Origin of the sequence: Hwanghaeella sp., assembly GCF_965227365.1 — a bacterium.
GTDB lineage: Bacteria > Pseudomonadota > Alphaproteobacteria > UBA8366 > Aestuariispiraceae > Hwanghaeella.
Genome location: NZ_OZ245754.1, coordinates 4,134,759 through 4,146,704, shown reverse-complemented (window position 1 = coordinate 4,146,704; position 11,946 = coordinate 4,134,759). Strand labels below are relative to the sequence as shown.

The following is an 11,946-nucleotide window of genomic DNA, read 5'->3' as shown; positions in this document are numbered from 1 at the left end:
GTTACATGCTCGCCTACGTCATCAAGCGGTTGATCGCGATACCTTTTCTGCTTCTTGGCGTGGCGAGCGTGTCTTTCATGTTGTCGCAAATGACCAAGGGCGACCCGTTGGCCGCCCTTGTTCCCGAACGGATGATGTCGAATGCTGAAGTCGTCGCGGCGGTGAAAGCCGAGTGGGGACTCGATAAACCCCTGCCGGTCCGATACGCCGTCTATCTGGGTAATCTCGTACAGGGCGACCTCGGCACATCATTCGCAACCCGCCGGCCGGTGGCGGCCGATATCGCCCAGCGCCTGCCGGCGACATTGGAACTGGTCGTGTCCGCGATGATCGTGGGGACTACGCTTGGCCTGTCGCTCGGATTGTTGTCGGCAAAGTACCGGGGATCGGTTTTCGACAGTCTGGCCCGCATGGTGGCGCTGGTCGGGTCCTCCCTGCCGATCTTCTGGTCCGGCCTTATTCTGCTTTATCTGTTTTCCGTTCGCCTCTCGGTCGTGCCCGGTACCGGACGGTTGCCCGCGAGGGTCGAACCGCCAACGCATGTTACAGGTTTCTACACCATCGATTCGCTGATTGCCGGAGATCTGTCGCTGTTTCTTCAGTCGCTCGCGCATTTGGCCCTTCCGGCTTTCGTCCTGGGATGGGCGGTTACCGGCATTATCACCCGGCTTGTGCGTTCCTCGCTGATCGAAGGAATGGCGCAGGATTATGCCAGGACGGCGCGCGCCAAAGGGGCACCAGAGCGCGTCGTGCTGATCAATCATGCCTTGCCGAACGCGATGATACCCTTGTTGACGATTCTGGGTTTTACCTTTGCCTACCTTATTACGGGCGCGGTTCTGACCGAGGCTATATTCTCCTGGCCCGGGATTGGGTCCTATGCGGTTCGCGCGGCGGCGTCCTTGGACTATCCGGCGATCGGTGGGGTGACGATTGTCGGTTCCGTCGCCTTCCTGCTGGCGAACCTTTTGACGGATATCGGTTATGCCTGGGCCAACCCGCGCATCAGGGTGCATTAAGTGACGGATATCGCCTCTCCAAATGAGACCACGAAGGCCGCCAAACTCAGCGGTCTGAAATGGTTGATGCGCAGATTGCCGCCGACGTCGAAAATCGGCGCTGTCATTCTTCTGTTCTGGATTGTGGCCGTGCTCACCGTCAGCCTGTGGCCGATCGACGATCCGCTTGCCATGGTCGGGCGCCGCTTGCAGCCGCCATCGCCGGATCATTGGCTGGGGACGGACGCGCTCGGCCGGGATGTCCTGTCGCGCACCCTGCACGGGTCGGTCTGGTCCATTCCGATTGCCTTCGTGGTCGTGCTCTGCGCGGTCGTCATCGGTTCCGCAATGGGCGCGATCGCCGGTTTCTTCGGCGGTTGGTGGGATTCGATCATCATGCGGCTTGTCGACGTCACCGTATCTTTCCCGCCGATCCTGCTGGCGATGGCGGTGGCCGCGATGCTCGGGCCCGGCTTGGCCAATGCCTCGATCGCCATGGTGATCGTGTGGTGGCCGATCTATGCACGGTTGATGCGCGCGCAGGTTCTCGAAATGCGCGAGCGCGACCATGTCGAAGCCGCGGTTGCCGGCGGCGCCGGTCCGTTCCGCGTTCTTACCATTCACGTCTTGCCGCTGTGCTGGACTCCCACTTTGATCAACGCGACGATGGATTTCGGGCAAGTCGTATTGCTGGCCGCGTCGTTGAGCTTCATCGGGCTCGGTGCAACCCCGCCGTCGCCGGAATGGGGCAGCATGATATCTGAAGGGGCCGCCCGCTTTTACAATTGGTGGATTGCCTTCGGCCCGGGCATGGCGATTCTGTCCGTCGTCCTGGCGACCTCCTTTCTGGGGGATGGGCTGCGCGATGTCTTCGACCGGAGAAGCACATGACGACGCCCCTGCTCGAACTGAAGGATCTTCGCGTCGCCTTCAAGGGGGTTGACGATAGATGGGCTGAAGCGGTCTGCGGGATCAATCTTTCCCTGGAACCGGGAAAGGTTCTTGGAATCGTGGGGGAAAGCGGTTCCGGTAAATCGGTTGCCATGATGGCGTTTCTGCAATTGTTGCCGCGCGGTACCCGCGTCGATGGGCATGCAAGGTTCATGGGTGAGGAGCTGATCGGCATGCACCCGTCGCGGATACGCCGGATCCGCGGCAAGGATATCGGATGTGTCTTTCAGGATCCTTTGACCGCGTTCAATCCCGTCATCCCGATCGGAAAGCAAATCGCCGAAGCGATCCGCCTGCATGATCGCTCGATATCTCAGCGCGACGCGATCAAGGAAGCGGAGCGTCTGCTGGAGATGGTCTCTATCCCGCAACCCGCGCGCCGGGTTCGGCAGTACCCGCATGAATTTTCCGGCGGGATGCGCCAGCGTGCGATGATCGCCATGGCCCTGGCGAACCGCCCCCGGCTGATCATTGCCGACGAACCGACAACGGCGCTCGATGTGACGGTTCAGGCGCAGATCCTCGATTTATTGGCCGATTTGCGGAAGGAACTGGATATCGGGCTCGTGTTGATTACCCACGATCTTGGCGTCGTTTCGGGGATCGCCGACGAGATCGCCGTCATGTATAGCGGCCGCGTGGTTGAACGGGGCGCGACGGAACCGATTTTCTATCAGACGGCCCATCCCTACACCTCCGCACTGATCGGCGCCGTCCCGACGATTGAGGAGGCGAAGCCGCTGGATCCGATCGAGGGCACACCGCCCTCGATTTTTGCGCGCCCGCAGGGATGTTCCTTCGCTCCGCGCTGCAAACGTGCCCAGGACAAGTGCCGGTCCGATGATCCGGCATTGGAGCTTCGTGGTGCGACGGCCAATGCCTGCCATTTCCCCATGAACGGTGCGTATCAGGCGGAGGCACAATAATGACCACGGTTCCGGCCACGGCAGGTGCCAAAGACCGTACGCATGGTACAGAAACCGTTCTGTCCGTTCGCGGTCTGAACAAGGAGTTCCCTCTGCGTGGCGGGGTGTTCGGCCGGCAGGTCGGCGTGGTGCAGGCAGTGTCTGATGTCAGCTTCGATGTCGCCGCGGGGGAAACGCTCGCACTTGTCGGTGAGTCCGGCTGCGGCAAGTCGACCCTGGGCCGCAGCATTCTGCGTCTTATCGAACCAAGCGCAGGGCAGGTCACCCTGGATGGCCGAAACGTGACCGAGGCCGATGCCGCCGAGTTGCGGGCACTTCGGCGCGACATGCAATTGGTCTTTCAGGATCCGATGGCTTCGTTGCACCCGCGCATGACGGTCGGACAAATCCTTGCGGAAGGCATGCTGTTGGCCGAGTTGCCGCCGCAGGACCTTCGCGCGCGTATCGCGGAAATGATCGGTCTGGTCCAACTGCCGGCTGATATGGTTGATCGATATCCGCATGAACTCTCCGGCGGACAGCGGCAAAGAGTGGGGATCGCGCGGGCCCTCTCGCTTAACCCGAAACTCATTGTCCTTGATGAGCCGGTCTCCGCACTCGACGTCTCGGTGCAGGCAGGAATATTGAATTTGCTGCGAAAGTTGCAGCACCAACTCGGCTGCGCCTATCTCTTCATTTCTCATGATCTCGGCGTTGTTCGGAATATATCCGATCGTGTTGCGGTGATGTATCTGGGCAAGATTGTCGAACTGGCACCGGTTGAGAAACTGTATGCAGACCCCCAGCATCCTTATACGCAGGCATTGATATCCGCCATTCCTCGTCCCGACCCGCGCGTCGAGCGGTCGCGGCGGCGAATTAAATTGACCGGCGACCTGCCGTCTCCCATCAACCCGCCTTCGGGCTGCCGATTCCATACACGCTGCGCGCGTGCCAGTGCCAAGTGCAAAACCGCCTCACCGGACCTTACCGAAATTGGGGCGGCCGGCCACCGTGTCGCCTGCCATCACCCAGGTCCTGCTCCCTAGTCTTTCCCCTGCAGGCTTCGCCTGAGACCGATCCCAGCCAGGTCATGGATCAGGTTTCAAGGCTTCCCGGGTACGCTTCCGAACAGTTGCGTCCGTTGGATGTGATGCCGCTTGCAGGAATTCATGTTGCGGTGCAACATGCGCGCATGACGAAGAACCGGGATGTCAAATTGCAGATCGCCGTGGTCGAACGAGATCGCGAGCGCGCGCTTTTGATCGTGGACGGGTTGCAGGATGCCGGCGAGTTCGATGTTTCCGTGATCGGTGACGAAACCGGTTTGGCGCGAAAACTGGCGGCCCTGAACCCGGATGTTGTCCTGATTGATCTTGAAAACCCGAGCCGGGACGTCCTTGAAGGATTGACGCTGGCCTCCACACCGTTGGACCGGCCGGTTGCCATCTTCGTAGACCGCAGCGATGCCGATTTGATGAAGGATGCGATCGAAGCCGGCGTCAGCGCCTATGTGGTTGCCGGACTTCAGAAGGATCGCATCAAGCCGGTGATGGATGCCGCGATTGCACGCTTTTCCATGGTCAGCCGAATTCGGAAGGAATTGGATGCGACGAAGGCTGCCCTGGCCGAACGTAAAATGGTCGACCGGGCCAAGGGGCTCCTGATGAATGCCCGCGGTCTTTCGGAAGACGAGGCCTACGCGCTGTTGCGCCGAACCGCCATGGACCAGGGCAAGAAGATCTCGGAAGTCGCCAGTGCCTTGATTACCGCGTCGGAGCTGCTGAAGTGAGCCTGCGTCGGATCGATTGTGGGATCATCCCATTGGTGGACAGTGCCGCCTTGGTGGTTGCCAGGGAACTTGGTTTCGCCGCCGAGGAGGGGTTGGACCTTCAACTCCATGTTGAACGGTCCTGGTCCGCGATCCGGGACAAGCTGGCGCTGGGGCGGTTGGACGCGGCGCATATGTTGGCCCCGGTTCCCATCGCGATGTCGATGGGATTGGGCGGAATGGCAATGCCGTTGGACGCCCTGATGGTGCTGTCCGTGAACGGAAATGTCGTCGGCGTATCCCGTCAACTCGCTGAAAAGATGCGGGATAACGGGATGCCGAATGATTTCATGGCGGCGGAACGGATCGGCAGGGCCTTGGTCGGTGTGTGTCCGCGCCCGCTTCGGATCGGCGTTCCATTCCCGTTCTCCATGCATGCCGAGCTTCTCTACTACTGGCTAGAGGCTCTTGGTCTGCGCGCGCCGCAGGAACTGGATGTGCGAACCGTGCCGCCGCCATTGATGGTGGAAGCCATGGCGGCCGGGGAGATCGACGCTTTTTGTGTCGGCGAGCCGTGGGGCTCCGTCGCGGTGGAAAAGGGCGTGGCGGAACTGATACTGCCGTGCTGCGCAATCTGGCGCTTCGCCCCTGAAAAAGTTCTAGCTGTCCGACGCGGGTGGGCGGAACGCGAAGTGGAAGCGACCGCCGCCTTGATGCGGGCGGTCTGGCGGGCGGCCCGTTGGCTGTCCGACCCGTCGCGTCCGATGACCGCCTCTGAAATCCTGGCCCGGGAATCCTATTTGAACGTTGCGCCGGAAGTCATAGAGCGAACTTTGCTTGGCCGCATTCTCGTCTCTTCGACCAGCGAGGAAAAAGAAGCACCCAGATTCATCGAGTTCCTGGATGGGGCCGCGACATTCCCCTGGCGAAGTCAGGCGGTATGGATCGCCAACCGGCTGGCCCGTCGGAACGGACTGGACAGGGCTGAGGCGGCGGCCATCGCGCGACGGTGTTTCCGACCGGATCTTTATCGCGAATATCTCTCCGCGCTCGGGGTCGATATGCCGGGCGCGTCGGAGAAACTGGAAGGGTCCCTGTCCGCGCGCATGCCGGTCGCCTCTTCCACGGGCGACATGTTCCTGGGACCCGACACCTTCTTTGATGCAAAGGTGTTCGATTCGACCGACCCGGACTGATCGGTTGCCGACGCGATCGGAAGCGACGTCCTGCGTTGGGTGACCGTCTCAGTACCCGGTAATCCTATGCCATTTTGCTCATCGCAATAATCGTCATGCGGGTGTTTTGATGACGCAGAGGCATCTCATTTGCCTCAAGAAAGCGGGTAGCCACTTTCGGAAAATGAGTGGCAGGATTGCGTGCTTTGCCCGTTCAGCAGGGCATCAAAGAAAATTCGCGAGCGACGGCGCTGAGACGCCGAAACGGTGTCTACGCGAAACCTGGGAGAAAACGCATGCTTAGACGAACCTTTGTCAAATTTGCCGGAGTTGTTGCAGCCGCCCTGGCGATCAGCACTTTCGGCGTTGCTTCCGCGCAGGCGGAGTGGCCGGAGCGTCCGGTCACGGTGGTCGTGCCCTGGGGCGCCGGTGGCGGTACGGATGCGGTCGGTCGCATCCTTGCCAGCCTTCTGGAGAAGGAACTGGGCCAGCCCTTCAACGTCGTCAATCGTACCGGCGGCTCGGGCGTGGTCGGGCATTCGTCCATCGCCACCGCGGCGCCGGACGGCTACACGATCGGTGTGATTACCGTCGAAATCGTGATGATGCACTGGGCCGGTCTGACCGACCTTACTTACAAGGACTATTCGGTTGCGGCACAGGTAAACCTCGATCCGGGCGGTCTGATGGTCGCCAAAGGGTCACCGTATAATTCGGCGGCGGAACTGCTGGAAGCGATCAAGACATTGCCCGCCAGCACCTTCAAAGGGTCAGGTACCGGCCAAGGCGGCATCTGGCATCTCGGTTATGCCGGTTGGATGTTGTCGGAAGGCGTCGATCCGAACGTCGCGCCGTGGGTCCCCAGCCAGGGCAGCGCGCCGGCGTTGAAGGATATGGTCGCAGGCGGAGTTGATTTCGTTACCTCTTCGCTGGCCGAGGGACGCGCGCTGATCGAAGCCGGAGAAGTCCGTCCGCTCGCCAATATGGGCGATGAACGGCTTGCCATCTTCCCTGACGTGCCGACACTGAAGGAAGCAACCGGTTCCGACTGGACGGTTGGCGCCTGGCGGATGGTCGCGGGTCCCAAAGGGATGCCCCAGGAAGTCATGGACAAGCTGATTCCGGCCCTGAAGAAGGCCTATGACTCCCCCGAGTATAAAGAGTTCATGGAAGGCCGCGGCTTCGGCATGGTCTGGCGTCCGTCCGCCGAGGCGGAAGCCTTCATGGCCAAGGCCGACGCCGATTTCGGCGCGGTCATGGAAAAGGCCGGTTTGAAGAACTGATACGCTTCGCTTTGATACGCCGGTCCGGCAGCCGTTGCCGGGCCGGCGGTCGTTTCATAGCCGGGGGGCCATTTCGTCGTGAAAGTCAATGACGCCATTGCCGGTGCGCTGTTCATCGGCGTTGCAGCACTGATCTTTGTCTTTACCAGCCAGTTCCGTGACATGCCGGGGCAGAACTACGGTGCTGGTTTCTTTCCACGGTCCATCGCCGTGGTGATGGCGCTCCTCGGGGCGTCGTTGGTGTTCAAGGGCGTGCGTGAGCGCGGCGACAAGCCATGGGCCGAGGCTCTGGAATGGATGCGCTCGCCCCGCCATGTCGCCAACTTCGCCCTCGTTTTGGTGGCGTTGGTCTTCTACATCCTGGTTTCGGACATTCTCGGTTATGTCATCACCGGCTTCATAACACTTTATGGTCTGCTTCTCTGGCTGCGCGGTGGCCGCAACTGGCTGTCGTCAGCGGTGATTGCGGTGGTGGCGGTGATCGTCATCCAGCAGTTCTTCGGTCAATTCCTCCGGGTGCCTTTGCCTTGGGGCATCCTTGAACCCTGGTCCTGGTAGGTTATTGGCCATGGAAATCTTCATTAGTGCGTTGCCGCTGGTCTTCGACCCCTATGTGTTGGTCGTGATCGTCCTTTCCGGCCTGTTCGGCATGTTCATGGGCGCAATACCTGGCTTGTCGGCGACGATGGCGACGGCATTGCTGGTGCCGGTCACCTTCTTCATTCCGCCGGTTCCGGCGCTGGCTGCCATGGTTACGGCGACTGCGATGGCGATTTTCGCCGGTGACCTGCCCGGCGCGCTCCTGCGCATTCCCGGAACACCGGCATCGGCAGCGTATACCGACGAAGCTTTTGCCATGACCCGAAAGGGCAAAGCGGAACTGGTGCTGGGGACCGGGCTCGCCAGTGCTGTCGTCGGCGGTCTGTTCGGTGCCGTGGTGCTGACCTTCACGGCGCCCGTGCTCGCGAAATTCGCACTCAACTTCTCGTCCTACGAATATTTTTGGCTCGCCTGCCTGGGACTCACCTGCGCCGCCTTCATCTCAACCGACCAGCCGGTCAAGGGCGCGTTGTCGCTGTTGGTCGGCCTTTTGATAGCGACCGTGGGGCTCGACCCGATGTCGGGACAGGCCCGCTTCACTTTCGGCAGCATCGAACTGATGGGAGGTGTGAACTTCATTCCGGCGATGATCGGAATGTTCGCCCTCGCCGAAGTGCTGCGCTCGGTGACCGCTATCCGCCCACCACCCGAGGTCAAGCAGTCGTCCATCGGCAACATTTTTTCGGGGCTCGGCGGTGTACTCTATAGGTATAAGCTGAATCTCTTTCGCGGCAGTGTCATCGGCACGCTGGTCGGAGCCCTGCCGGGCGCCGGCTCCGACATCGCAGCATGGATCTCCTATGCCGTTTCGAAGAAGTTCTCGAAGGAACCGGAGAAATTCGGAACCGGCCATGTTGAGGGCATTGTCGATGCCGGCTCATCCAACAATGCCGGATTGGGCGGGACCTGGGTGCCGGCGCTTGTCTTCGGCATCCCCGGCGATTCGATCACGGCGATCGTCATCGGCGTGCTCTACGTCAAGGGTATGAATCCAGGGCCGACAGTGTTTCTCGACAAGCCCGAGTTGATCTACGCGGTGTTCATCTCCTTCTTCGTCGCGAACCTGCTACTCCTGCCGCTCGGTTATGCGGCGATCAAGTCGTCGAAGCAGCTGCTGCGCGTGCCGCGCAACATTCTGATGCCGATCATCCTGATGTTCTGTGTCGTCGGCACTTTCGCCATCAATAACACCGTCTTCGGCGTCGGCATCATGCTGGTGCTCGGTCTCGTCGCCTATCTGATGGAGGAAAACGGATTTCCCATCGCTCCGGCGATCCTCGGCCTCGTGCTTGGCGGCCTCTTGGAAGACTCGTTCATGACCTCCATGATCAAGGCCGACGGCGATTTCATTACCTTCTTCGAGCGTCCGGTGGCCGGCGTCCTAGGCGTCGTGACGATCTCAATCTGGTTGATGCCGCTGATCATGAAATGGCGTCGTCGGCGGGGGTTGGCACCGGCTGGCGACGTGTGAGCCGCGGGCCGGGTCCGCATCGGACCTGGCAGAATTTTCTCTTGATATTGCACCGCAGCATGTTATAAATGACTTCATCTGGACAACGGCGTCCGGGACCAAATTCTCTCCATGCGGAGAGTTCTGAGCAGAGCCGCTCAAGCAATCGCGCGAAATTCGCGCGGCATGCTGAGCGGCTTTTCGTATTTGGCCCGATGCCTTTGAACCGAGAGGGATGGCAGGGCCGACTTGAAGGAGACCTGTCATGTACCTTCGTCGTTTCATCGCCGGTATCGCCCTGGCGTTCACAGCATCGACGGCATCCGCCGAAATGCTCGACGTCGAAAAGGACGAGTTGAAGTTCGGTTTCATCAAACTGACCGATATGGCGCCGCTCGCCGTGGCTTATGAGAAAGGCTATTTCGAGGACGAGGGCCTCTTCGTCACGCTGGAGCCGCAGGCCAACTGGAAGGTTCTGCTGGATGGCGTGATCGACGGTCAGTTGGACGGCGCGCACATGCTGGCCGGACAGCCGCTCGCCGCGACCATCGGTTTCGGCACCGAGGCGCATATCATCACGCCCTTTTCCATGGATCTGAATGGCAACGGCATTACCGTTTCCAATGAGATCTGGGCGCAAATGAAGGAGTACATTCCGCACGAAAACGGCAAGCCGGTTCACCCCATATCGGCCTCGGCTCTGAAACCCGTTGTCGAGAAGTACCGGGCCGAAGGCAAGCCGTTCAACATGGGCATGGTCTTCCCGGTCTCTACCCACAATTACGAACTTCGTTACTGGTTGGCCGCCGGCGGTCTGAAACCCGGCTACTACAGTGAAGAAAACATAACCGGCCAGATTGACGCTGACGTGCTGTTGAGCGTGACGCCGCCGCCGCAGATGCCGGCCACGTTGGAAGCGGGTACCATATATGGCTATTGCGTGGGTGAGCCTTGGAACCAGCAGGCCGTCTTCAAGGGGATCGGCGTTCCGGTTATCACCGATTACGAGATCTGGAAGAACAACCCGGAGAAGGTGTTCGGTATCACGGCCGAATTCGCCGAAAAATATCCGAACACCACGCTCGCGATCACCAAGGCTCTGATCCGTGCGGCCCAGTGGTTGGACGAGAACGATAACGCCAACCGTCCGGAAGCCGTAGAAATCCTATCCCGTCCGGAATATGTCGGTGCCGACTATGACGTGATCGCAAATTCCATGATCGGCACCTTCGAATACGAGAAGGGCGACAAGCGCGAGGTCCCCGACTTCAACGTCTTCTTCCGCTACAACGCGACCTATCCGTATTACTCCGACGCCGTCTGGTATCTCAGCCAGATGCGCCGGTGGGGCCAGATCGCCGAATCCAAGGCGGATGCCTGGTACGACGACGTCGCGAAAAAGGTCTACCGCCCGGACATCTATCTCTCCGCCGCCAAGCTGCTGGTCGAGGAAGGCCTGTCGAACGAGGCGGACTTCCCTTGGGAGACGGACGGTTATCGCGCACCGCAGACCGAGTTCATCGACGGGATCACCTTCGATGGCCGGAAGCCGAATGACTATCTCAACAAGTTCCCCATCGGGTTGAAGGGTGAGCAGAAGGTCGTCGGCAACGCGGTGGAAGGATAAGCGAAGCCAAAGCCGGGCGCCCAGCCATATGGCCGGCGCCCAGCCGCCCTATCCCCCAAGAATACACCAATCCCCTGTTTGGACGAGAGAGAGCCGCGATGACCGCAATAACCGACTCCGCGCCGCGAGACGATGACGCCGCCGAAGCCCGACGGGCCAAGCTGTTCACGAATATCAACAAGGCGGACACCTACCTGAAGGTTGTGGGCTTGCCTTGGGTGACGCCGATCCTGCGCGCGATCGCGGGCGACAGTCCCAGGGCACAGATGAGGGAGCTGTGGTCTCAACTTGGCGTGCCGCTGGCCGCGATCCTCGCCTTCCTCTTCATTTGGGCACAACTGGCACCGACGGTTCAGACGTCGTTGGGAGCAATCCCCGGCCCAATGCAGGTCTGGGAACAGGTCGTCGCGCTGGACGAAGACGCGGCCAGAAAGGCGCAATCTGCGGCGGATTTTTATGAGCGCCAGGAAAAGCGGAACGCGAAGCTTGTCGCTGCCGGCAAGGAAGACCGCGTGAAGTGGCGCGAATTTACGGGCGCGCCCAGCTACTACGACCAGATATGGACCTCCATCACGACCGTTTTCTTCGGCTTCCTGTTGGCGACGTTGGTCGCCGTGCCGATCGGGATCGTTTGCGGCCTATCGAAGACCGCCAACGCGGCATTCAATCCGTTGATACAGATATTCAAACCGGTCTCGCCGCTGGCGTGGCTGCCGATCGTCACGATGGTGATTTCCGCAACCTACGAAACGAATGACGGTTGGTTTACCAAGTCGTTCCTGAATTCCGCCATTACAGTAACGTTGTGTTCGCTTTGGCCGACACTGATCAACACGGCCCACGGGGTGGCCAGCATCGACAAGGATCTCGTCAACGTTTCCCGTGTGCTGAAGATGTCTACCTGGACCAAAATCACGAAACTGGTCCTGCCGTCGGCGCAACCGCTGATCTTTACCGGGCTGCGCCTAAGCCTTGGTGTCGGCTGGATGGTTCTCATCGCGGCGGAAATGCTGGCGCAGAATCCGGGCCTTGGAAAATTCGTCTGGGATGAATTCCAGAACGGCAGCTCCCAAAGCCTGGCCAAGATCATGGTAGCCGTCTTCACGATCGGCATCATCGGCTTCCTGTTGGACAGGATGATGTACGCCATCCAGACGCTTCTCACTTACTCGAATAATCGGTGACG

Annotated in this window: 11 protein-coding genes; all 11 read left to right on the top strand. The window is 60.3% G+C overall.

Going from position 1 to position 11,946, the window contains the following annotated elements:
- Positions 1–5 precede the first annotated feature (5 nt).
- The 11 genes from ACQK2G_RS18990 to ACQK2G_RS18940 all read left to right on the top strand — a co-directional run bounded on the left by ACQK2G_RS18990 (position 6) and on the right by ACQK2G_RS18940 (position 11,944).
- A complete protein-coding gene (locus ACQK2G_RS18990) occupies positions 6–1,019 on the top strand; it encodes an ABC transporter permease (protein ID WP_425406609.1) in 1,014 nt (337 codons plus the stop codon).
- Complete coding sequence (locus tag ACQK2G_RS18985; protein ID WP_425406608.1) at positions 1,020–1,889, top strand: ABC transporter permease; 870 nt, start codon at positions 1,020–1,022, stop codon at positions 1,887–1,889.
- The gene (locus ACQK2G_RS18980) at positions 1,886–2,875 is read left to right on the top strand and encodes an ABC transporter ATP-binding protein (protein WP_425406607.1); all 990 of its coding nucleotides are present in this window, start codon (positions 1,886–1,888) and stop codon (positions 2,873–2,875) included. The genes ACQK2G_RS18985 and ACQK2G_RS18980 overlap by 4 nt, the downstream gene beginning before the upstream one ends.
- Positions 2,875–3,903 carry an ABC transporter ATP-binding protein gene (locus tag ACQK2G_RS18975; RefSeq protein WP_425406606.1) on the top strand — a complete coding sequence of 343 codons (1,029 nt, stop codon included), beginning with the start codon at positions 2,875–2,877 and terminating at the stop codon, positions 3,901–3,903. Before ACQK2G_RS18980 ends, ACQK2G_RS18975 begins: the two co-directional genes overlap by 1 nt.
- 146 nt (positions 3,904–4,049) lie before the next feature.
- Entirely contained in the window at positions 4,050–4,646 is a 597-nt protein-coding gene (locus tag ACQK2G_RS18970) for an ANTAR domain-containing response regulator (RefSeq protein WP_425406605.1), read from the top strand.
- Complete coding sequence (locus ACQK2G_RS18965; protein ID WP_425406604.1) at positions 4,643–5,821, top strand: CmpA/NrtA family ABC transporter substrate-binding protein; 1,179 nt, start codon at positions 4,643–4,645, stop codon at positions 5,819–5,821. Before ACQK2G_RS18970 ends, ACQK2G_RS18965 begins: the two co-directional genes overlap by 4 nt.
- Positions 5,822–6,096: 275 nt before the next feature.
- Positions 6,097–7,083 carry a Bug family tripartite tricarboxylate transporter substrate binding protein gene (locus tag ACQK2G_RS18960; RefSeq protein WP_425406603.1) on the top strand — a complete coding sequence of 329 codons (987 nt, stop codon included), beginning with the start codon at positions 6,097–6,099 and terminating at the stop codon, positions 7,081–7,083.
- A 78-nt stretch (positions 7,084–7,161) separates the two neighbouring features.
- On the top strand, positions 7,162–7,641 hold the full coding sequence (locus ACQK2G_RS18955) for a tripartite tricarboxylate transporter TctB family protein (RefSeq protein ID WP_425406602.1): 480 nt from the start codon (positions 7,162–7,164) through the stop codon (positions 7,639–7,641).
- 10 nt (positions 7,642–7,651) lie between these two features.
- On the top strand, positions 7,652–9,154 hold the full coding sequence (locus ACQK2G_RS18950; RefSeq protein WP_425406601.1) for a tripartite tricarboxylate transporter permease: 1,503 nt from the start codon (positions 7,652–7,654) through the stop codon (positions 9,152–9,154).
- 244 nt (positions 9,155–9,398) lie between these two features.
- Positions 9,399–10,760 carry a CmpA/NrtA family ABC transporter substrate-binding protein gene (locus ACQK2G_RS18945; protein ID WP_425406600.1) on the top strand — a complete coding sequence of 454 codons (1,362 nt, stop codon included), beginning with the start codon at positions 9,399–9,401 and terminating at the stop codon, positions 10,758–10,760.
- Positions 10,761–10,858: 98 nt separating this feature from the next.
- On the top strand, positions 10,859–11,944 hold the full coding sequence (locus ACQK2G_RS18940; protein ID WP_425406599.1) for an ABC transporter permease: 1,086 nt from the start codon (positions 10,859–10,861) through the stop codon (positions 11,942–11,944).
- The last annotated feature ends 2 nt before the right edge of the window (positions 11,945–11,946 follow it).